This window comes from Haloarcula sp. H-hyl6 (assembly GCF_056934455.1).
The window spans coordinates 690,212-710,507 of the sequence record NZ_JBRIIK010000001.1 but is presented as its reverse complement, the minus strand read 5'-3'; the positions used below and the strand labels follow the sequence as shown (position 1 = coordinate 710,507).

22 protein-coding genes and 1 tRNA gene are annotated in these 20,296 nt (G+C 66.6%); 11 read left to right on the top strand and 12 right to left on the bottom strand.

Annotation, left to right across the window (positions count from 1 at the left end; translation table 11 throughout):
- The first annotated feature begins 1 nt into the window (after position 1).
- Positions 2 to 1,213, top strand: a complete 1,212-nt coding sequence (gene sufD, locus Hhyl6_RS03700) for a Fe-S cluster assembly protein SufD (protein WP_483737877.1) — start codon at positions 2 to 4, stop codon at positions 1,211 to 1,213.
- A gap of 60 nt (positions 1,214 to 1,273) precedes the next feature.
- On the opposite strand, the gene Hhyl6_RS03695 is transcribed toward sufD, so the two are convergent.
- Positions 1,274 to 2,917 (bottom strand): alpha-amylase family protein, encoded by a 1,644-nt coding sequence (locus tag Hhyl6_RS03695; RefSeq protein ID WP_483737876.1) that lies wholly within the window; start codon positions 2,915 to 2,917, stop codon positions 1,274 to 1,276.
- A gap of 134 nt (positions 2,918 to 3,051) precedes the next feature.
- On the opposite strand from Hhyl6_RS03695, the gene Hhyl6_RS03690 reads away from it, so the two are divergent.
- The 4 genes from Hhyl6_RS03690 to Hhyl6_RS03675 all read left to right on the top strand — a co-directional run bounded on the left by Hhyl6_RS03690 (position 3,052) and on the right by Hhyl6_RS03675 (position 5,018).
- Complete coding sequence (locus Hhyl6_RS03690) at positions 3,052 to 3,534, top strand: ferritin-like domain-containing protein (RefSeq protein ID WP_483737875.1); 483 nt, start codon at positions 3,052 to 3,054, stop codon at positions 3,532 to 3,534.
- The gene (locus Hhyl6_RS03685) at positions 3,531 to 3,965 is read left to right on the top strand and encodes a metal-dependent transcriptional regulator (protein WP_483737874.1); all 435 of its coding nucleotides are present in this window, start codon (positions 3,531 to 3,533) and stop codon (positions 3,963 to 3,965) included. The genes Hhyl6_RS03690 and Hhyl6_RS03685 overlap by 4 nt, the downstream gene beginning before the upstream one ends.
- 91 nt (positions 3,966 to 4,056) lie before the next feature.
- A tRNA-Gln gene (locus Hhyl6_RS03680) sits at positions 4,057 to 4,129 on the top strand.
- Between the two features lie 193 nt (positions 4,130 to 4,322).
- On the top strand, positions 4,323 to 5,018 hold the full coding sequence (locus Hhyl6_RS03675; protein ID WP_483737873.1) for a hypothetical protein: 696 nt from the start codon (positions 4,323 to 4,325) through the stop codon (positions 5,016 to 5,018).
- A 100-nt stretch (positions 5,019 to 5,118) separates the two neighbouring features.
- Here Hhyl6_RS03675 and Hhyl6_RS03670 read toward each other — a convergent pair whose 3' ends face one another.
- Positions 5,119 to 6,174, bottom strand: coding sequence for a TrmB family transcriptional regulator (locus Hhyl6_RS03670; RefSeq protein WP_483737872.1), 1,056 nt, complete (start codon positions 6,172 to 6,174; stop codon positions 5,119 to 5,121).
- 212 nt (positions 6,175 to 6,386) lie between these two features.
- Here Hhyl6_RS03670 and Hhyl6_RS03665 point away from each other — a divergent pair, with 212 nt between their 5' ends.
- Positions 6,387 to 6,707, top strand: coding sequence for a DUF7344 domain-containing protein (locus Hhyl6_RS03665; protein WP_483737871.1), 321 nt, complete (start codon positions 6,387 to 6,389; stop codon positions 6,705 to 6,707).
- Between the two features lie 125 nt (positions 6,708 to 6,832).
- Positions 6,833 to 7,039, top strand: a complete 207-nt coding sequence (locus Hhyl6_RS03660) for a hypothetical protein (RefSeq protein ID WP_483737870.1) — start codon at positions 6,833 to 6,835, stop codon at positions 7,037 to 7,039.
- Here the strand turns inward: Hhyl6_RS03660 and Hhyl6_RS03655 are convergent.
- Complete coding sequence (locus Hhyl6_RS03655; RefSeq protein WP_483737869.1) at positions 7,036 to 7,764, bottom strand: GNAT family N-acetyltransferase; 729 nt, start codon at positions 7,762 to 7,764, stop codon at positions 7,036 to 7,038. The genes Hhyl6_RS03660 and Hhyl6_RS03655 overlap by 4 nt on opposite strands.
- 472 nt (positions 7,765 to 8,236) lie before the next feature.
- Here Hhyl6_RS03655 and Hhyl6_RS03650 point away from each other — a divergent pair, with 472 nt between their 5' ends.
- Entirely contained in the window at positions 8,237 to 8,950 is a 714-nt protein-coding gene (locus Hhyl6_RS03650; protein WP_483737868.1) for an HD domain-containing protein, read from the top strand.
- A gap of 3 nt (positions 8,951 to 8,953) precedes the next feature.
- Here Hhyl6_RS03650 and Hhyl6_RS03645 read toward each other — a convergent pair whose 3' ends face one another.
- The 3 genes from Hhyl6_RS03645 to Hhyl6_RS03635 all read right to left on the bottom strand — a co-directional run bounded on the left by Hhyl6_RS03645 (position 8,954) and on the right by Hhyl6_RS03635 (position 12,735).
- A complete protein-coding gene (locus Hhyl6_RS03645) occupies positions 8,954 to 9,718 on the bottom strand; it encodes a LysE family translocator (RefSeq protein ID WP_483737867.1) in 765 nt (254 codons plus the stop codon).
- Between the two features lie 38 nt (positions 9,719 to 9,756).
- The gene (locus Hhyl6_RS03640) at positions 9,757 to 10,647 is read right to left on the bottom strand and encodes a coiled-coil protein (protein ID WP_483737866.1); all 891 of its coding nucleotides are present in this window, start codon (positions 10,645 to 10,647) and stop codon (positions 9,757 to 9,759) included.
- Positions 10,648 to 10,893: 246 nt separating this feature from the next.
- Positions 10,894 to 12,735 carry a glycoside hydrolase family 2 protein gene (locus tag Hhyl6_RS03635; RefSeq protein WP_483737865.1) on the bottom strand — a complete coding sequence of 614 codons (1,842 nt, stop codon included), beginning with the start codon at positions 12,733 to 12,735 and terminating at the stop codon, positions 10,894 to 10,896.
- Between the two features lie 170 nt (positions 12,736 to 12,905).
- Between Hhyl6_RS03635 and Hhyl6_RS03630 the strand changes: the two genes are divergently transcribed.
- A complete protein-coding gene (locus Hhyl6_RS03630) occupies positions 12,906 to 13,079 on the top strand; it encodes a hypothetical protein (RefSeq protein ID WP_483737864.1) in 174 nt (57 codons plus the stop codon).
- 26 nt (positions 13,080 to 13,105) lie between these two features.
- Positions 13,106 to 13,531, top strand: a complete 426-nt coding sequence (locus Hhyl6_RS03625; RefSeq protein ID WP_483737863.1) for a DUF371 domain-containing protein — start codon at positions 13,106 to 13,108, stop codon at positions 13,529 to 13,531.
- Here Hhyl6_RS03625 and Hhyl6_RS03620 read toward each other — a convergent pair.
- A complete protein-coding gene (locus Hhyl6_RS03620) occupies positions 13,512 to 14,387 on the bottom strand; it encodes an SDR family oxidoreductase (protein ID WP_483737862.1) in 876 nt (291 codons plus the stop codon). The genes Hhyl6_RS03625 and Hhyl6_RS03620 overlap by 20 nt on opposite strands.
- A gap of 120 nt (positions 14,388 to 14,507) precedes the next feature.
- On the opposite strand from Hhyl6_RS03620, the gene Hhyl6_RS03615 reads away from it, so the two are divergent.
- A complete protein-coding gene (locus Hhyl6_RS03615; RefSeq protein WP_483737861.1) occupies positions 14,508 to 15,374 on the top strand; it encodes an endonuclease III domain-containing protein in 867 nt (288 codons plus the stop codon).
- Positions 15,375 to 15,384: 10 nt separating this feature from the next.
- Here the strand turns inward: Hhyl6_RS03615 and Hhyl6_RS03610 are convergent, their stop codons facing one another.
- From Hhyl6_RS03610 to Hhyl6_RS03590, 5 genes are all read right to left on the bottom strand, one after another.
- A complete protein-coding gene (locus tag Hhyl6_RS03610) occupies positions 15,385 to 15,741 on the bottom strand; it encodes a HalOD1 output domain-containing protein (RefSeq protein WP_483737860.1) in 357 nt (118 codons plus the stop codon).
- 74 nt (positions 15,742 to 15,815) lie between these two features.
- Complete coding sequence (locus tag Hhyl6_RS03605) at positions 15,816 to 16,460, bottom strand: helix-turn-helix domain-containing protein (protein ID WP_483737859.1); 645 nt, start codon at positions 16,458 to 16,460, stop codon at positions 15,816 to 15,818.
- A gap of 60 nt (positions 16,461 to 16,520) precedes the next feature.
- Positions 16,521 to 17,552, bottom strand: coding sequence for an aldo/keto reductase (locus tag Hhyl6_RS03600; protein WP_483737858.1), 1,032 nt, complete (start codon positions 17,550 to 17,552; stop codon positions 16,521 to 16,523).
- Between the two features lie 57 nt (positions 17,553 to 17,609).
- Complete coding sequence (locus Hhyl6_RS03595; protein ID WP_483737857.1) at positions 17,610 to 18,035, bottom strand: disulfide bond formation protein B; 426 nt, start codon at positions 18,033 to 18,035, stop codon at positions 17,610 to 17,612.
- A gap of 267 nt (positions 18,036 to 18,302) precedes the next feature.
- Complete coding sequence (locus Hhyl6_RS03590; RefSeq protein ID WP_483737856.1) at positions 18,303 to 20,207, bottom strand: beta-CASP ribonuclease aCPSF1; 1,905 nt, start codon at positions 20,205 to 20,207, stop codon at positions 18,303 to 18,305.
- Between the last annotated feature and the right edge of the window lie 89 nt (positions 20,208 to 20,296).

Here is a 20,296-nt window from a genome sequence, read left to right as displayed (position 1 = left end):
CATGAGTACGCAGGTACACGCCACACTCTCCGAAGACCAAGTCGAACAGATTTCGTCGGACCTCGACGAGCCGGAGTGGCTCCTCGAGACCCGGAAGGAGGCGCTCGCGGCGCTCGACGACCTCGAGATGCCCGACGTCATCCAGACGCCCGGCCGCAAGTGGACCAACCTCGACGCGTTGGACTACGAGACGCTGGTCGACCCGCTCGACTACGCACAGGAGAAAGACCGCATCGACGCCGAGGGCGTCGACGTCCTCTCGTGGAGCGAGGCGCTCGACCAGCACGGCGACCTCGTCGAGGAGCACTTCGGCTCCGTCGTCGACCCCCAGCGGGACTACCTCACCGCGCTGTCGACGGCGCTGTTCTCGGCCGGCACTGTCGTCTACGTCCCCGAGGGCGTCGACGCCGAGGACGTGAAGATTCGGACGACGATGAACAGCCAGTCGCTGTTCAACTACACGCTCGTCGTCGCCGAGGAGTCCGCCTCGGTCACCATCCTCGAACGCCAGACCACCGGCGACGACGTCGAGGGGTCGCGGTACTACTCCGGCGTCGTCGAGGCCGTCGCGGGCGAGAACGCCTACGTCCAGTACGGCACGCTCCAGAACCTCTCCGAGGAGAGCTACAACTATCAGGTCAAGCGCGGCCACGCCGACACCTACGGCACCGTCGACTGGATAGAGGGCAACATCGGGTCGCGCCTCACCAAGTCCAGCGTCGAGACGCGCCTGCTCGGTGACTCCAGCGAGTCTCAAATCGTCGGCGCGTTCTTCGGCCACGACGACCAGCACTTCGACATCGCGGCCCGCGTCTGGCACGAGGCCGAGCACACGGTCGCCGACCTCGTCACCCGCGGCGTCCTCGACGACGAGGCCCGCTCGGTGTACGAGGGCGTCCAAGACGTCGGCACGGAGGCGTGGGACACCTCCTCGTACCAGCGTGAGAACACCCTCATGCTCTCCGACGAGTCCGAGGCCGACGCGTCGCCGAAGCTCATCATCAACAACCACGACACCGAGGCCTCCCACTCCGCGACGGTGGGACAGGTCGACGAGGAGGACATGTTCTACATGACCTCCCGCGGTGTCAACCCGGATGCGGCGAAGAACATGCTCGTCGAGGGCTTCTTCGTCCCCGTCCTCGACGAGGTCGCGGTCGACGAACTCCGCGAGGACCTCGACGACCTCATCTACGAGCGTCTTCGGGAGTAACTCGTAGAGTTCCGACCGCTGGCTCGTCTTCTCTCTCGTTCTCGAACCGGACAGCCCCGGCTACGCCGACCGCGTTTTCGGCCGACCGAGACGGAGCCAGCAGTAGCCGTAGCCGTCGAGTTCGACGGTGAGCGTGTCGCTGTCGAGCGAGTAGTCGCCGGGACCGAGCAGGTGGGTCGCCACGTCGTCGGGTACGTCCAGCGCGACCGACGCCGGGTCGGGACCGATGTTGTGCGCCGTCAGGAGCGTCGTCCCGTCCCAGTCGCTTCGGTGGACGAACACCGTTCGTTCGTCGGTGTCGACGACCGACTGCTCGCCTCGCGAGAGTTCCGGACAGGCCTTGCGAGTGGCGATGACCTCCTTCACGCGAGCCAGAAGCGAGTCGGGGTCGGCACGCTGGTCGGCGACGCTGACTGCCTCGGGACCGTACTCGCCCTCGACGACCGGTCTGACGAACGTCTCCGCGTCGGCCGTCGAGAAGCCCGCGGTCGGGTCGTCGGTCCACTGGATGGGCGTGCGGACGGCGTCCCGCCCCGGGAGCGATAGTTCGTCGCCCATCCCGATTTCGTCGCCGGCGACGACGATTGGCGTGCCCGGCAGGGCGAAACAGAGGCTGGTCGCACAGGCGATTCGTTCGGGGTCACCGTCCAGAATCGGGGCGAGGCGACGGCGGACGCCCCGGCCGTAGATACGCGTGTCGGGGTCCGCGCCGATGACCTCGATGGCGCGCTCGAACTCCTCGAAGGGGAGCGGGCCGAGGTTCAACTCGTCGAAGTTCCGCAGGAAGTTGGCCCACTGGCCCGACTCGACGATGTCCTCGTAAGCCGGAAGCCTGTCGAACGCCGCCGCGAGGTGGTCGGCGTTCTGGTCCGCCAGCGCCCAGACGAGGTGGGCGTTCGAGACGAACGACAACAGGAGGTCGAACTCGTCGCCGTCGCCGAAGTACCGCTTGAGTTCGGCGGGTTCGTCGTCGGCCTCGGCGAGCAGGACGGTGTCTTCGGCGACGGAACTGACGGCCGATTTCATGCGCTTGAACAGGACGTGCGGTTCGTCGATAGAGACCGGTTCTGCGCCTTTCCCGCTAATCATCGGCGTCGCGGCGTCCACCCGGAACCCGTCGACGCCCCGCTCGGTCCAGAACTCGAGGACCCGCTCCATCTCCGCCTGTACTTCGGGATTGGAGACGTTCAGGTCCGGCTGAAAGTGGTAGAACTGGTGGTAGTAGTAGGCGTCGGCGGCCTCGTCGTAGGTCCAGACGTCCTCCTCCTCGCCCGGGAAGATGGTCTCCTCCTCGGGAGCGTCGGCCGGGTCGTCCGTCCAGAGGTAGTAGTCCCGGAACCGCTCGTCGCCCTCGCGGGCGCGCTGGAACCACTGGTGTTCCGTCGACGTGTGATTGAAGACGACGTCGGCGAGGACGTACATGCCTCGGTCGTGCGCGTCGTCGAGGAACCGCTGGAAGTCGCCCATCGTCCCCAATCGGTCGTCGATGCCGTAGTAGTCCGCGACGTCGTAGCCGTTGTCCCGCCACGGACTGGGGTAGAACGGCAACAGCCACAGGCAGGTCACCCCGAGGTCTTCGAGATAGTCGAGACGGTCACGCAAGCCGACGAAGTCGCCGATACCGTCACCGTTCCCGTCGGCGAACGTTTTCACGTCGAGCGAGTAGACGACCGCGTCTCGGTACCATTCGGGGTAGTCAGTCATACCGGGTCACCAGTGGCACCTGCACCGCCCACGCGACTAAAACTGTCGGCGGGACACTGTGACAGGGAACGGCTTAAGTTACGCCCTCCCCGACGTTCTCGCATGACTGTCTCGCCACGCCCGGAGGGGTTCCGGTGAGCCTGACACAACCCGTCGGGTCGGACCACCAACTCGCCCGCCTCCTCCAAATCGGCATCGTCCTCGAAGAAGTCGTGGAGGCGCGGGCGGCGAAGCACGCAGAGGAGACCGACGCGTCGCTCGACCCCGCGTTGCGGGACCTGCTGGACCACGCCGCCGCCGAGTCGGCCGACCACCGGAGCCGACTCGAACAACTGGTCGACGACCTCGAAGCCGAGACGGTTCCTTTCGAGGAGATACAGATGCTCGTCGAGGCACAGTACGAGGCGGACGAGGACTTCGACGGCGTGCTCTACGACCAGTTGTGTAACGAGGAGACGGCCTACAAGTTCTACGACGACCTCATCGCGTCCATCGAGGCCTCGGACACGACCTTCAGCGTCGACCGGGAGCGATTGCTCGACGTCCTCCGAGCGCTTCGCGACGAGGAGGCCGACGGCGTCGAGGAAGTGACCGACCTGATGGAGGAACGACAATGAACACGCAGGCCCAGTACCTGAAGGCCATCTACCTCACGCAGGAACAGGAGGACGGACCCGCTTCGACCGGCGACATCGCCAACTTACTCGACGTCAGCCCCGCCAGCGCGAACGAGATGATAGGGAAACTGGAGGACCGCGGCCTCCTCGAACACGAGAAGTACAAGGGCGTGGACCTGACCGACGAGGGCATCCAGCAGGCCCGCGACGCCCTGCAGAACTACTGTATCATCGAACGGTTCCTCGTCGAGGTGCTCGAAGTCGAGGAGTTCCGGACCGAGGCCAAGCAACTGGAGGGCGTCATCGACGAGACCGTCGCGGAGCGACTGGACACCATCATCGACCGCGAACCGCAGTGTCCGGACTGTTTCAACGCCGAGGACGACGTCTGCGGATTGCTGGAGGTCGAGGCCGAGGTTTCGAGCGACTGATTCTCGAAGCGTTCAAGTGGCTTCCGGCGATTCGTTCTGATACGGTCCGCTGCGAACCGCCGGTCGGCGGTCGTAGAAGACGGCGGAGCGAAGTCCCGTGGTGTAGTGGCCAATCATAAGGGCCTTTGGAGCCCTTGACGGCGGTTCGAATCCGCCCGGGACTACTGATTCTGTAGCGAACACCGGTAAGACACGGGCTTGTATCGACCGGGCGATTCGAGCCCAGACGACGAGAGGATACGAGCCATCGTGTCGTGACAAGGGTTTGAATAGAAGGGGGCCGAGTGGAATCTAACGGACGGGTGGCGTCGGTTTAGCGACCCGATAAGGAACTGTGTCGAACCGAAGATGCAGCGCATGGTACGCCACACGCTGCGCATCGGGTGCGTCGTCTGTCTCGTGCTCGTCGCAGGCTGTAGCGGGTTCAGCCCAGCATCGGAATCGGACGCCGAAACGACGTCCTCTCCGCCCACGACCACACAGACGGCGACTCCCACCCCGGAACCGACAGCGACCGCCACTCCGGTTTCGACGGGGACCGCCACTCAGACCCCGGAGCGGACGACGACCGCCAGCGACGAGTGGTCGCTGCCGGAGTACCCGAACTCGCCGCTCCAAGACAAGACGGCCGAGGAGAACGTCGACAACCACATCAAATCGGTGGAGGTCGTCGGTCGGGGGTCCGGTGACGGGGAGAACTCCTCCGTGAGGCTGGCGGTCACCGCCAACACGTCGATGGAGAGAGTCGACCCCGCCGAGCACGGCACCGTCCGCGGGGAGCCCTATCTGGTCGCGTACATCGACAGCGAACTGGTCAGAGTCGAGAACACCTCGCGCTACGAGGTCAGCGGACCGCCGGTCCAGCGCTCGGAGGAACTCGGATTCGACGAGAACGCGGAGGTCCCCCTCGAGATTCCGCAGGCGGCCTTCGAAGCGACCGGCACCGAGTCGGGGGACGTCACCATCACGGTCCTCCTGCTGGACGAGGACAAAACGTGGGATGACATCTACGGCCACGCGAGGGTGACCGTGACCTACGAGCCCAGCGAATGAGTCGGTAAGGACCCACTACCGTTCTGACTGGGTAGCGGTGCTGTCGCGTGAGCGACGACCGACGCGAGTTCTCCCTTGCGACCCCGTAGAGAACGCGGGGTCAGGAGGACCTGTGAATCTCGATGCTGTGGGCGGCGACGTCCTCGAGCGTTGCGTCCCAGCCGCCCACGGTGACGGGTCCGGACTCGGTCGCAAGTTCGAGGCTGGCGACCCGCGGGACGAAGCCGGCCTGCTCGCTCTCCATCGGCGGGTCACAGACGACCCGTTCGATACGGCCCTCAACGGTGGTCGACCGCCCGGTGGCCGTCTCGTGGCCGTTCACGACGGCGGTGGCCGCCTCGCTCTGAGGGGCCAGCGCGCAGTGCTGGATGACCTGCCACGGGTTGAGGAACCGGTTGGGCGGGGACGGGCCCTCCTGTACGCGATGGGCGGCCAGCCAGAACTGCTCGCTGTAGCGGTGGAACATCTCGATGATGTTCTTGTCGCTGGTGACGAGGGCCGGCCGGGCGACGGAGGGCGACCCGATGGCGCGGAAGATGCCGTACTCCCGGTCCGCGGCGACGAGGGTATCGGCACCGGGGCGGCTTCGGACCGCCATCCCCTCGGGGAACGTCGTCGCGTCGATGGCCGCTCGGTCGTCGGAGATGACGAGCGCACGGACGGTGACGCCACGGCGGACGGCGGCCCCCACTTCGTCTTCGAGGTCGCGGTACCACTCCAGCGGGACCGACAGGAAGAGCCAGTTCTCCGTGGTCTCTACGGCCGTCTTCACGTGCCGGCGAATGGACTGGTCCTGCGTCACGAGGGTAACGAAGCCGGTAGCGGTCTCGATTTCGTCGAACAGGCGGCTCAGACCGTCGGTGGCCTCGGTGAGGTCGCTCTCGAACTCGGCGAGTCGACGGTCCTTCAGGTCGGCCAAGCCGACGGCCGGCGGTACTGGCACCGCCTGTTTCGCTGGCCCGCCCTCGTGAACCTCGATGAGCCCGAGCGACTGGAGGTCCTCGACCACGTCGTAGATACGTTGCGACGGGAGTCCGGCCGCGTCGGCCAGCGTCGGGAGCCGTGTCGGGCCGGTACTGACGGCCGCGATGTACGCCCGCGACTGGTACTCGTTCAGGCCGATACGCCTGAGCGTATCGACGAGTTCGTCCTCCATCTACGCCCCGTCGGCCGGACCAGTCTCCCACCCTACGACCACTCTCACCGCTCTCATGAACCCTATTCGGTCGCCACAGATATTATGCGCTTCGCTCGCACACCCGCCGAAATACCTCGATTTCGGACTCTCTGAGGCGGGTCGAATACATAATTATTTATAGTGTTGTTAACGATACTGTCTAGGGTTCACCACTCCACGAGGTGATTCACATGACCAACCATCGGCATCAGACTCTCGCTGGGACGGAGCAGCGATTGGACGACCTGTTCGACGTCCTCGCTCACCCGTACAGACGGGCCATCATCGACGCCTTCGAACGCGAATCTCGGCAGTCGTTCGACGACCTGACCCGGACCGTCGCCCGAGCGGCACCCGAGCGTCCGAGAGACGAGGTGGCGATTGCGCTCCGGCACTGTCACCTCCCGAAGCTCTGTGATGCTGGTGTTCTCACCTACGACCGGTCGAGTCAGACGTACAGGTTGGTCGACGGCGAGCGAGAACGACTCGTGTTGGACGTGGCACGGCGATAGGTCTGCCCCACACGTGGGCGTGCCGTGTCTGCCCCAGAAAGCACTTCGTGGCATGAGCGTGCAGGGTTCCCAGGCACAGAGAACGGTGGTCGTCTGTTTTATCGGTATGTGACGAATGGTCACGTATGGACGCGGTACTCCCCCAACTCGGCAGTGGCACGGTCCTCACGCCGCTCGTGACCGGGTCGGTCGTCGGTGACATCTTGGTCGGCGTCGCCATCGCAGTCGTCCTGTTCGCGCTGTACTACCTGCTGGTTCTGGTACCGGCACGGCGACCGCCGCCGCGGCGAGACGCGAACGACTCCCCGTCGAGCAACGACACGGGGAACTAGAGGTAGGCGGCGTCCCAGCGGAGCGGCTTCCGGACGTTTCCGCAGGTATCACACTCGATTCGACCCATCGAGTCCATCGCGTTGGCGAGCGTGTTGCAGTTACTACAGAAGTACCCGTAGCGGTCGTCGCCGTCCTCGTCCACGTGGACGATGTGGAACGGCGCGATAGACCCTCGTTCGTGGTTGTCGTGGTCGACGAACACCGTGCGCCCGTCCTCCATCTCGACGGGTTCTCGACCCCACTGTTCGGACTCGCTGTAGAGGTTCTCGACGTAGGTCCGGCCGTCGATTTCGACCTCCTCGGTGCCGACCTTCTCGAACCCGCGGTCCTCGTAGAAGGTGTTGCCCTCGACGTTGTCCGCGAGGACGCGGCCGACGAGGTGGGTGGCACCGAGTTCCTCGAGGTGTTCGCGGGTCGCATCGAACAGGTCCGACGCGATGCCCTCGCCACGGTGGGCGGGGTCGACGTGTAGCCAGAGCAGCGTCCCGGTGTTGTCCGCCGAGGTGACGCTCTCGGAGAACCCGACCACCTGCCCCGCCTTCTCTGCGACGAGCAGGAGGCGTTCCTCGTCTTCCAGCGTCTCCTCGAGGCGTGCCTCGTCGTACCACTCCTCGATTGCGCTGTTGATTGCCTGTGGCCCCAACGAGTACGACGCCTGTAACGAGCGCCGTGCGACGTCTCTGATTGCCGGCCTGTCGGCTGGTTCTGCAGGTCGGAGTTCCATATCGACACCCTCGGCGTGAACTGGTATAAACGTACATCCCATTGACGGTCGCCCCGGGTCGTCTGGTGGGCCGGTCACGACCACGGCCATCAGCCACGAAGCCGAGAAAAACTTATATTTGTGGCCATACGTAGTCCTAAATGCGTAGGTGATTGATGAATCAATTCGAAAACGGAAAAATACTGTCTGAACGTGGACTCTGGCCGGTGTCCAGACACACACCGGAACCTGCCGAGACGTCCTGCAAGCGACCCCGCGTCGTCGGGCTGTTTGCCCCGGCCCGCGGCTGTGTGGTCGCTCGCTCAACCATGGGGACGCCCCCTCGGCAATCGGTATCTCTCTGTCGTCACCCGCAGTTCTCACAGCGATAGCCGACCGAGCGTCGGCGTTCGCCCTGTCGTAACGCCTAAGAGTCGAACGTGCCTTCTTGTCTGTAAGATGAATATCGGAACCTCTCGTCGGAGGTGGTGGTGTGGGCGTCGAGATTAGGGAGTCACCAGTCTCCGAGGCGGAGTTCGAAGCGATGCAGGAGTTCGTCCACGACTACCTCGCCGCGAGCGTCGAGAACGAGGACGAAGGTGGACGGATGCGCTGGTACCCGTGGCACTCCGCGGAGTACCGGTTCAACCACATCCTCAACGTCGTCGACATCGCCACCGAAATCGCCCGCAAGGAGGGTGCGAACGTCGACGTGACCCGGGTGGCCGCCCTGTTTCACGACATCGCGAAACTGGAAGCAGAGCAGGACGTCCACGCGGAGGCCGGTGCTCGCATCGCACGCGAGTACCTCACCGCCCACGGTGACTACCCCGAGTCGTTCGTCGAACAGGTGTGTCGCGCCGTCGAGGACCACTCCTATCAGGGTGACCTCACGAACCTCTCGCTCGAAACGCGGTGTCTCATCGAGGCGGACATCCTCGACAAAATCGGCGCGAACGGCACTGCGCTCATGCTCTTGCGGATGGGATACGAGTCCCGGACGCACATGGACGCCGCCGAGATGGTCGACCGAGTCATCGAACGGGGCGAGGACGCCAAAGAACGCGTCGAGAGCGACGCGGCCGAGTCCATCGTCCACCAGCGACTCAAGCGCACCCGGTGGTTCCAGGAGTGGCTCGAAGCCGAAGTCGCCGAGATGGACGCCGAGGAGAGCCTCGACGACGTCGCCACCGGTATGGGCGAGTGACCGTCAGACCACCGTCTCGATTGCAGTCCGAGCGGCGTCGAACGCCGGGCCGGCGACCTGCGCGAGAAAGAGCGCGCCCGACCCCGCCAGCACAGCGGCGCTGACCCACGCGACGACCGGCGCCAGTCGCTCGACTCGCTTCCGGGCGGCGACGATGGCCGCCGGAAACCCGGTTATCCACAGCACGATACCGCCGAACAGCCCCGCGAGTAACACCGGGTGTCCAGTCTGGACCACCAACAGGCCCGCCGCGTCGCCGCCGAGGGCCGGGAGGTACGAGAGGACGTCCACCGTTCCGGGCTGGAGGAGGCCGACGCCGACGGTGAGCCAGAACACGACCTGATACGGGTTGGTGAGCGCGAGCACCAGCGCCTTCCGGAAGCCGCGGCTCTCCTCGGCCGACGCGTCCGTCTCGGCGTCCATCGACGAGAGCGCGTTCGCGTCCTGCACGGCGCCGTAGGCGAACCACAGCATCAGGAACCCGCCCGCGGCGACCATCGCCTGCCGGAGCGCGGGCGTCTCGGTCACCACGGCGGCGGCTCCGACCAGCGAGAGGACGAAGAAGCAGGCGTCGGCGGTCATCGCGCCGAGGCCGGCGAACAGTCCCGCTCGCCACCCGCGCAGGGCGCTCTCCTCCGCGATGACGGCGTTCATCGGCCCCGGCGGGGCCGCGAGCGCGAGGCCGAAGACGACGCCGCCGACGGCAGTCGGGAGCAGCGAGAGCGATCCGGGAGTACTCTGCAACAGGGACGTGAGCCAGAGATGCATCTATAGCGCGTGAGAACAGAAAGACTGTGTCGCAGAGATTAGAGCTTGCCGGCCTTCTGCAGCTTCATCAGGTCCTCGGTGTCGAGGGTCTCGCCTTCCTTGAACTTCTGGTAGATTTCCTCGGCCTCTTCGCGAGCGGCTTCCTGCTTCTCCTCGCGCTGGGACCGCTCTTCTTTCTCCTCTTTCTTGTCCAGTTCGCGCAGGCGCTTCTGGACGCGGACGAAGTCCTCGTGGTGCTGGTCGGCGGCTTCCTGCGCCTCGACGAACTCCTCGTGTTTCTCGTCGGCCTCGTCACGGATTTCGTCGGCCTCGCGGTAGGCCTCTATCATCTGGTTGTGGTGCTTCTGGGCCTCGTCGGCGAGTTCCGTGACCTTCTGGTGGTGCTTCGAGGCTTCTGAGCGGACCTCTTCGGCCTCCTCTTTGAGCCCTTCGAGGTCACCGCTCTGGTCGAGTTTCTCCTGTTTCTGCTGGAGCTTCTCGCGCTTGTCCTCTATCTTCTCGATGAGTTCCTTCTCGTCCTCGGAGGAGAGCACCTCGGTCTGCTGCTTGAACTCGAGGTCTTCGATTTCGTCCTTGAGCTCGTCGACCGACTTGCCCTCGTCGAGTTCGAGGTCGTTCTTCAGGTTGTCGACCTTGTCGAACAGCTCGTTGGCCTCGGCGTTGAGCTCGTTGCGCTTGTCCTTGTGCTCTTGGACCTGCTCGTTGAGCTCGTCGCGCTTCTCGCGGTGTTCCTGTGCCTCGTCGACCTTCTCGCGCGTCTTCGCGTTCAGGTCGTCGCGGTCGGAAGCCCGCTCGGAGGCCATCTGGTTCAGCTCGTTCCGTCGGTCGCGGAGCTGACCGGCGAGTTTGATGAGCTCGCCTTTGGACTTGTTTTCGAGATCCTCTTCTGTTACTGTAACGTTCTTTGATTCGTCTATCGAGTCTGCCATTGTTGAAACCTCTATGCCATCACCGCTCTCGCACAGACAGGCGCTCCGCTGTTGAGGGGCTGGCACCAATAACAAGGGTTCCCTCTCATTTTGGGCGCGACGCGATACTGCCTGAACGCGTGAGCGTTCTGGTACCCGCTAGTACCGGGGGACATTGTTTAAATATTCCGGTGCACTGAATACCGTGGCGAGGCGTCACACACTCGTCTACGGGGTCGTGAAGGATTGACACGCTTCCGAGATAGGTTATATACTCTCGTCGATTCCGTACTCGTTCGTCACCACGTCGTCCCCGACGGCGACGGCGAGGGTCAGGTCGTCCCCCGCGGCGAGGGTCAGCGACCCGACGGTGACGCGGCCGAACGGCCCGACCGTGTGCTCTTCCTGCTGTCGCTCCCCGTTGTGGTCCCACTCGACGGTGACCGTCGCCGTCTCGGGTCGGTCGTGACAGACGACGACGTCGCTCTCGCCGGGAGTGGGGTCTGAGAGCACTACCTGCGTCGGCTCGTAGCTATCGGAGAGGGTCCCGTAGGCCGGTTTCTCCGCCCCGTCCTCGCGGAGGACGCCCATCCCGGCGTCGGCGACGTCTCGGAGGCTATCGAGGACAGCCACGTCGCTCTCCCGCCGTCGGAGCGCCTCGCTGACCGCCCGCACGACCCGCGCCTGATACGCCTGCGAGTCGGTCGCACCGCCCTCGACGCGGGCGTCGTGGGTCGCCCGGTCGAACCCCGTCTCGTCGTCCGGGCCGTCGACTCCGAGCGACCCGGCCCCGAACCCGCCGACGACGTCGCCGACGCCGTAGTGGTCACAGAGCCACGCGAGGTCGTCGACGGTGCCGTACTGCCACCCCGGGTACAGCGTGACGGCGTCCGGGTCGATGCCGGGCGGACCGACGACGGGGAACGTCGGCACCGTCTCGACGGCGTCGGCGACGGAGCGGGCCGCACTCGCGTCGTACTCGGCCCGCCACGCCCGCCAGCGAAAGCGCAGGCGGTCGAGGAACCCCGACCCGAGGCCGTCCGCGTAGGCCCGGACCGGGTCGTCGTGGACGGCGACGGCCGCGAGGCTAGGATGGTGACCGTAGCCCCACTCCAGTTCGTTCGCCACGTCCCGACCTCGACCCGAGTCGAACGCTCCGGCCCCGGTCAGCGGGAGGTCCTGCCAGAGGAGGACGCCGTGTTCGTCGCAGGCCTCGGCGACGGCGGGCGACGCCGCCTGTGCGCGCACCCTGACGAGGTTCGCGTTCGCGGCGGCGGCCCGTTCGACGTCGGCGGGCGTCGGGTCCAGCAGCGTCACGCCGCGGGCGGGGACGCGTTCGCCGTTGACCCGCAGTTCGTCGTCGTACTCGACGGTTCGCAGGCCGGTCGTGACGGCGTTGGTCGCGTCGTCGAGTTTCGCCCGGACGACGTACCGCGGTTGGTCGCCCCTGTCGTGGGGCCACCACAGCGAGGGGTCCCGCACTTCGATGGTGTGTTGGACCGTCGTGTGACCGGACCCGGTGGCGACGCGGGAGCGGTCCATCATCCCGCCGCCGCGGACGTTCCCCTCGGGGCGAAAGGAGAACGTGAGGCGGTCGTCGATGGCCTCGTTCGTGACGACCTCCGCTGTCACGTCCACGGCGGCCCCGTCGTCGGTCACACGCGGGCGCGCCCGCACAGCGCTCACGTACGGGTCCGGGTACGTCTCCACTCGCGCCTCCCACCAGATGCCCGGCACGCATCGCTCCTCGGGGAGCGCGTCCGTCGCGTGGAGGCCGCCGAAGCGGTCCTCTGGGGTACGGCACTCGACTACGACGCGGTACTCCTCGGCGTCGGGGAGGCGAACTCGGAGGGGCGCGAAGTACACGTCGTGGCTGGCGACGCGTTCACCGTTGCACCAGACCCGCGTCTGGGCGTACGTCCCGCGGAGGAGGAGGGCCGCGTGTGCCTCGTCCTCGCCGCGCGGGTCCGAGAACGTCGTCTCGTAGGCGACGGCGTCGGCCCCGGCGAACGCTGCCGGTCGGCCCGGCACGCGCACCGGGTCCCACTCGTCCGGGGTCGGCATCTCGTCGTCCGGCGCTACCGCCGCGCCGCGCCACTCCAGCGACATACCTTGTCGCCCGTCCGCTGGGGGCATATCCTTTACCCCCACGGTGGCGTCGCCGCCGGTCGCTGACGCCCGTCAGACGGACCGTCGGTCGACCCCGACGCCGGCTATCACTTTCACTTTCACTCCGGGGACGGCTCGGATTAAGGTGCCTTCGGTCCCTCCGGTACGGTATGATTCACGACCTGCGCGAAGACACGGCCCTCACGTGTGACGCCAGCGACTGCGACCGGCCGCTGGGCGACCCGGCGCTGGTGTTCGAGACGGCGTGGGGTCGTCGGGAGGCCCACGAGTGCGCGTGTGGCGCGGTGACGGTCACCGTCGCCCGGCCCGAGTCGTCCCGTTGAAATACGGCCACCGGCTACCGCGGAGTATGTCACTCGAAGCCGTCGTCACCGCTCACGGCCACGAACACGTCAGCGGTGACCACGCGAGCACGCTGGAGGTCACGAGCGACGACTTTCTGACACCCGCCGGCGACTGCATCCTCGGCATCGAGGCCGACACGGTGCCCGCCGACTTCGACGACGCGTTCGTCGAGGCCTGCCGGGACGCCGACGCGACCATCACGGCCACCATCGAGGCTGACGGCCACACGGTCACCGTCGAGGGGTCGGGCCACCCGGAGTTGACATTCGAGAGCGACCGGAGCCACGTCCTCCGGACGAGCGAGTACGTGGACGACCGGACCGTGATGGTCGGGGCCGACGCCGCCGCCGGCGACGTGGACCGTGCCCTCGTCGCGGCACTCGCGGACGGGGCCGACCTGACCCTGACGCTCACCGTCGACTCGGCCTGACTGCTCGGCGTCGGTCCCGCTCTATCTCCTCGGCGTAGTCCTCGAAGAACGTCCGCACGTCACGCGGGCCGCGCCCGAGGACGCGCCGCACGTCGTCGGTCACTCGGCCAGCGAGGCCGAGGCGGGCCGTCGTGTAGATGCCGCTCATCACCAGTGTGTATCCCATCGGCCGACCGCGACGGAGTTCGCCGACCACGAACCGCGCGAGCGACGGGTTCGTGTATTCGACGGAGTAGCCGAGGACATCGCCGGCGACGGCGGCGACGTCGGCGTAGGTCAGCGACTCCGGACCGGTGAGGTCGTATGCGGTCCCGTCGTGCCCGGGTTGGGTGAGCGTGACGGCGGCGACGGCTCCCACGTCGCGGGCGTCGACGAAACTCGTCTCGCCGTCGCCGGCGGGGACGGCGATTTCACCGCGGGCAAGCGCGTCCCCGTGGACGTCGGTGAGGTTCTGCGTGAAGAACGAGGGGCGCAGAAACGTCCAGTCCAGCCCCGAGGCCGCGACGTGGCGTTCGACGCGGCGGTGCGGGAGGAGCGGATTGCGCTCGGCACCGAGCACCGAGAGGACGGTACACCGTTCGACGCCCACGCGGGTCGCGGCGTCGACGAACTCGCGGATGCGCCCGACTCGCGACGCCTCGGGAGGTCGGAGCAGGAACAGCGCGTCGACGTCCGCGAGCGCCCCACCCCACGTCTCTGGCCTCTCGAAGTCGAAGGCGACCCACTCGTCGGCGGGGCCGTCCCCCGGTGGTGACCGGGCCGCCGCGCGGACGAGGGCGTCGCGGTCGGCTAACTCGGCGCGGAGCGACGTGCCAACGGTGCCGGTGGCACCTGTCACGAGGACGGTGTCGGACATACCCGATAGAGGGCGCGACCCGACATATGCGCTCGCTACGACACCCAGTAGTGACTCCCCGCGTCCGGGGCGCCTCTGTCTGGTGAAGGGGTTTTGGCGCTCGCGACCCACGGAGCACACATGGCAGACCCGGAACCGGAGGAGAACATCAGTGGGGGCGAGTCGGGTGGCGGCCGTGCGGCGACGTTCGACCCGTCGACGGCGGGCACGCGCGCCGAGGCCGTCGTCGACAGACTCGGCGAGATGTACTGGACGAAGACATACGGCGGCCGCCCGGCCTTCGAGTGTCTGGTCCGCACCATCCTCAGCCAGAACACCTCGGACAAGGCGAGCCAACCCGCACACGACTCGCTGATGGAGCGGTACGGGGGGAGCGAGGCGCGAAGCGTCTCGGACAGTCCGAGCGGGGAGGGGACCGCCCCGCGAGGGGACGACGGTGACCTCGCGGCCACCCTCGCCGACGCCGACCAGCAGACCCTCGCCGAGACCATCTCGTCGGCGGGCCTGTACAACCAGAAGTCCGAGCGCATCGTCGCCATCGCCCAGCGCGTCTGCGAGGAGTACGGCGGTGCCGAGGCGTTCGACGAGTTCGTCAGGGAGGGCGACCCCGCGGAGGTCCGAGCGCGACTGCTGGAGATGAACGGTGTCGGACCGAAGACGGCCGACTGCGTCCTCCTCTTCGCGGGCGGCCGCGGGGGCGTCTTTCCCGTCGACACGCACGTCCACCGAATCGCTCGACGGATGGGCCTCGCACCCGCAGACGCCGACCACGAGACGGTCCGGGAGTACGTCGAACGCGACGTGCCGGCCGAGAAGTGCGGCTTCGGGCACACCGCGATGATACAGTTCGGTCGGGAGTACTGCACGGCGCGCAAGCCGGCGTGTCTCGACGACCCCGAAGCGTGTCCGCTGGCGGACCAGTGTGAACAGGTCGGCGTCTATCCCGAGAGCGGAGACGTCGTCGACCCGTCGGACGCGGTGGAGTGAGCCCGGTTTCCTACTCCGGCGGTGTCACGGTGATTGCTCCGTCGCTCACCGTCACGCCGTACCCGAGGTACTCGAAGTTGACGACCAGATTCGAGACGCCTCCTCGGCCGTCCCGGAACAGGGCATCGAGGGCCTCCGGGTCGACGGAGTCGTACACCGCGGGGAGGGCACACGCGTCGGTCCGTTCCAGACGACCGACGAGTTCCGTGATAGCGAGGCTGGCTAACTCCGTCGCGGGGTCGAACTCCGCGTGGGTCGCTGCGGTTTCGGAGTCGGTCGTTACGTCGGTGAAGTCACACGCAGTTCCGTCGGCGACGGCGTCGTGACCGGGGTCCGGCGACACGGGCGCAGGCGTCCGTTTCGTCATCGTCCGTAGACACTCTCGAGGGAAGCATAGACAGGCGGGTTGACTATGTAATCTCTTGATACGGGTACCCCGCGTCACGTGTTGGTGACGTGGGACTCCACCAGCGTCCGATACCCCCGTCGAAGCCGGTTCGACAACGCCTGTCGGGAGATGCCGAGGTCGGTCGCCAGTTCCTCAAGCGTGGTCGTTCGGGGTTCGCTGAAGTACCCGCGCTCGTAGGCGAGTTCCAGCGCCTCCCGTTGTGGACCGGTGAGTTCGTCCGTCCCCGCCGCTGTCGGTGGCCCCGCGTCGGACAGTTCCCACAGCGTCGGGACGATGTCGGCGTCTCGACAGGCCCGGTCGAACGCCGTAATCGCGCCCTGTTCGTCGCCGCGAACGTCGACGCGCCACCCGTCGGCGGTCCCGACCGCCGACAGCATCGTCACGTCGCTGTCGACGATAGCGCCGAGCAACCCCTCGTGTGCGCCGACACAGCGACACCGCAGCAGCGACCGCCCCTCCACGCTGTCGACGAGCGTGACCGACTCGAAGTCGGCGGTGTCCAGCAAGTACTCGCGAACCGCGTCGCCGTCGGCACCCGCTATCCAGAAGTACGGCATCACGGCCGACCCGGTGGGGACGACGCGCTCTATCTCGATGGTCGCGTCGGGGTACTGCTCGAACACCGCACCGAGCAGGAACGCCTCCGGCGGGATGGTGAACTCGGCAACGGTTGCCATCACCGGATAACTGTCGTCCAGCGGCAAAAAGATAGCTCGGTTATGGTCGGTCTCCGCACCTCAACGGCGGTGGCCCCACCGCTCGCCGCCCTCGTCGTAGCGGGCGGAGACGATGCGGTTGAACTGGTCGTCCGACAGCGAGACGTCCGTCGCGCCGACGTTCTCGTCGAGTTGGTCGACGGTCCGCGCGCCGACGATGGGGACGCAGGTGAAGTCGGGTTGCTCGATGAGCCACCGGAGCGCGACCTGTGCCGGCGTCGCGTCGAGTTCGTCGGCGACGGCACGAATCTCGTCCAGGACGTGCCAGCCGCGTTCGGAGAGGTAGTAGTCGTCGAACCGGTCGTCGAGAGAGCCACGGGCCCCCTCCGGCCCCTCGAAGGCCGTCGGGTCGTCGTCGTCCGTGCGCTCGTACTTGCCTGTGAGGAACCCGCCGGCCAGCGGCGAGTACGGACAGACCGCCATGTCCTGGTCTGCACAGACGTCGAGGTAGTCTTTCACGTCGTCGCGGTAGCCGGCGTGGAACAGCGGTTGGGTCACCTCGAACCGTTCGAGGCTCTCCACGTCGGACTTCCAGAGGGCCTTCGTCAGTTGCCACGCCGCCATCGTGGAGGCACCGAGGTAGTGGACTTTCCCCTCTCGGACGAGGTCGTTCAGCGTCCGCAGGGTCTCCTCTATGTCGCTCTCCTCGTCCCAGCGGTGGATGTAGTAGAGGTCCAGATAGTCGGTGTCGAGTCTATCGAGCGTCCCCTCTATCTGGGCGCGGATGTGCTTGCGGCCGAGGCCAGAGTCGTTGGGACCGGGTTCGCCCCATCCGTCGAACGGGAAGTACACCTTCGAGGCGAGAACCACGTCCTCGCGCTCGTAGTCCTCCAGCCACTCGCCGATGTACTCCTCGCTGGTGCCGTTGGGGTTCCCGTAGACGTTGGCGGTGTCGATGAAGTTGATGCCGCGCTCCCACGCCGCGTCGAGCAGTTCGTGGGCCTCTTCGCGGTCCGTCTCCACGACGCCGCCCGTCTCGCGGCCGAAGCGCCACGTGCCGAAACAGAGCTGTGAGACCGTCGTCCCTGTCGAACCGAGTCTGGTGTACTCCATAGGCGGCCCAACGCGGCCGACGATAAAAACGCTGGGGCGCTCGGCAACCCGTGCAGGTCACGCCCGTCGCCACGCCACCGTGACGGCGGTGCCGACGAGAAGGAACGCCAGCAGCGACAGGTTCGGAATCGTCAACCCGAGGACGCGGTACTGAATCTGTGCGCAACTTATCGCGCCGATGCTACAGGCCGTCTGGGTCACCTGCAACCACGAGTGGTACGCCGCGAGGACGCCCCCGAGACCCACGAGCGGCAGGGCCGTGCGTGCGACGGCGGGCCGACGCTCGACGGCGGCGACGCCCAGTACGACCACCTGCGGGTACATGAGGATGCGCTGGTACCAGCAGAGGCGACACGGGGTCAGGCCGAGGCCCAGAGAGAAGTAGAGGCTCCCGCTGGTGGCAGTGGTCGCCACCAGCGTCGCGAAGGCGAGTAACGTCCGGCTATCGAGCGGGTCCCCACCGCCAGTGTTTCGGCCGTTCACGAGAGTGAGAGTGTGCGCCGCCGGAAAAAGCGTTGCGTGCGATACCGGATGTGGTCGTCGCCAGCGGTCGGCGGTGGCCTCGCCAGCGTCCCGTCGCTGGCGAGCGGGGAAGGGCAGGCAGTGACGAGCATCCGGCGGCGGAGCCGCCGGTTCACCGGAATCGAGGTCGGAGACCGAGATTCCGGCGGTTTTCCACACGTTTTTGCGAGGAGGGTTCCCGCAGGCCGCGAAGCGGCCGAGGAAACCTGACGAAGTAAAAAGTGGTCGTCAGACGAACCGGAACGTCTCCAGGTTCTCCGGTGTGAACGTCCGCACGTTGTAGTCGTGGTACAGCGACGAGGAGAGGTCCTGCGTGGCGGACTCGTCGCCGTCGACACAGAGCACCTTCTCGGGGCGGGGGTGCATCGTCTTCACGAAGTTCTCCAAGCCCTGCCGGTCGGCGTGGCCCGAGAAGCCGTCGACCGTCTCGACGCGCATCTCGACCGAGACGTTCTCGCCGTCGAGGGTCACCTCGTCGATGCCCTTCTGGAGGCGCTTCCCGAGGGTCCCGCGGGCCTGATAGTCGACGAAGGTCAGCGTCGAATCGGGGTCGGGCGCGAGGTGTTCGAGCCACGTCCGCGCCGGGCCGTCGGTGAGCATGCTCGGCGGCGCGAGGACGACGCTGGCCTCCTCGCGGCCGGCGATGGCTTCGCGGTCGTCGCCGTCCTCGATGGGCGTGAACTCGTCGGCGAGGAAGGGGTTGCGGTCGGCGTCGTGGATGCGGTCTTTGACGTCGTCTCGGAGGTAGTCGGGGTACGTCGTGTGGACCGCCGTGGCCTCCCAAATCATCCCGTCGAGGTAGACCGGCATCTCGGGGACGTCGCCCTCGCGCATCGCCTCTTCGAGGACGACCATCAGTTCCTGCGCCCGGCCCACGGCGTGGACGGGGATGAACACGGTACCCTCGCGGTCGGCGGCCTCGGAGACGAGTCGCTTGAGTTTTCGCTCGGAGTCGTCTTGGTCGGTCTGGTAGTCCTTGCGACCGCCGTAGGTGGATTCGAGGACGAGCGTCTCCACGCGAGGGAACTCGTTGACCGCGCCGTCGAACAGGCGAGTGCTGTCATAGTGGATGTCCCCGGAGAAGGCGACGTTGTAGAGGCCGTCGCCGATGTGGAAGTGGACGACGGAGCTGCCCAGCACGTGGCCGGCGTTGTGGAGCGTGAGTTTCACGTCCGGTGCGATGTCGGTGACGTCGCCGTACTCCAGCGGAATACAGTGTTTGACCGCCTCGCGGACCATCTCGGTCTCGTAGGGGCGCTTGCGGCCCGCGGCGTCGGCCCGGCCGATGTAGTCGAGCGTCATCAGGCCCAGCAGGTCCCGGGTGGGTTCCGTACAGTAGATGGGGCCGTCGTAGCCGTGTTCGAACAGCAGGGGGACCAGCGCCGCGTGGTCGAGGTGGGCGTGAGTCAGGACGACGGCGTCGAGCGACGAAGCGCCGGAGCCGATGGCCTCCGGCACGTCCAGATATGGCTGTTCGGTCCGCTCGCCGGGTTTGTCGCCGCAGTCGACGAGGATGCGCGTGTCGGCCGTCGAGATGACGTAGGCCGCCCGTCCGACCTCCTTACATCCGCCGAGAGTGGTGACGCGGACCCACTCCTCGCTGGACATGGGGTCGCGGTGAATCTGGCGGCCGACGCGTTCGAGGATGTCCCGCCGGTCGTCCCGTTCCTGCGTGAGGAAGTCCCGGACGTTCGAGACGGTCGGTGACTCGATGGGGGGCGTCCGGACCACGTCGGGGGTCCACCCGACGGCCTTCGTAATCTCGCGGAGCGTCTCGCCGCGCCGGCCGATGACCCGGCCCGGTTTCTCGGCCTCGATGAGCACTTCGCCGGTGTCGGCGAGGAACTGCAGGCCGCTGACCCCGGCGTCCTCGGGGACGATGTCCCGAATCCGCTCCTCGGCGGTGTCCGGGCGCGTCAGCACGTCGGGGTCCGGCCTGACGGTGATGCGCTTGCGGAGTTTCGACGCCAGTCGGCGGACGAGGTCACCGTCGGCGGCGAACTCCTTGGGGTCGCGCGTGTAGATGACCAGTTCCGGTCCCTCGTAGGTGACGTCGGAGATGGAGATGTGGTTGGGAACCTCTTCGTCTATCGTTGCTCGTACCTCTTCGAGTTGCTTGTCTACCGTGCTCATAGTGTAGAACGGGTGGGCGGTCTGCTGGCGGCGTGAACACCGTCGCGGGTCGGCCCGGACCGAGCGTGTCGTACGGTCATACAGTTATC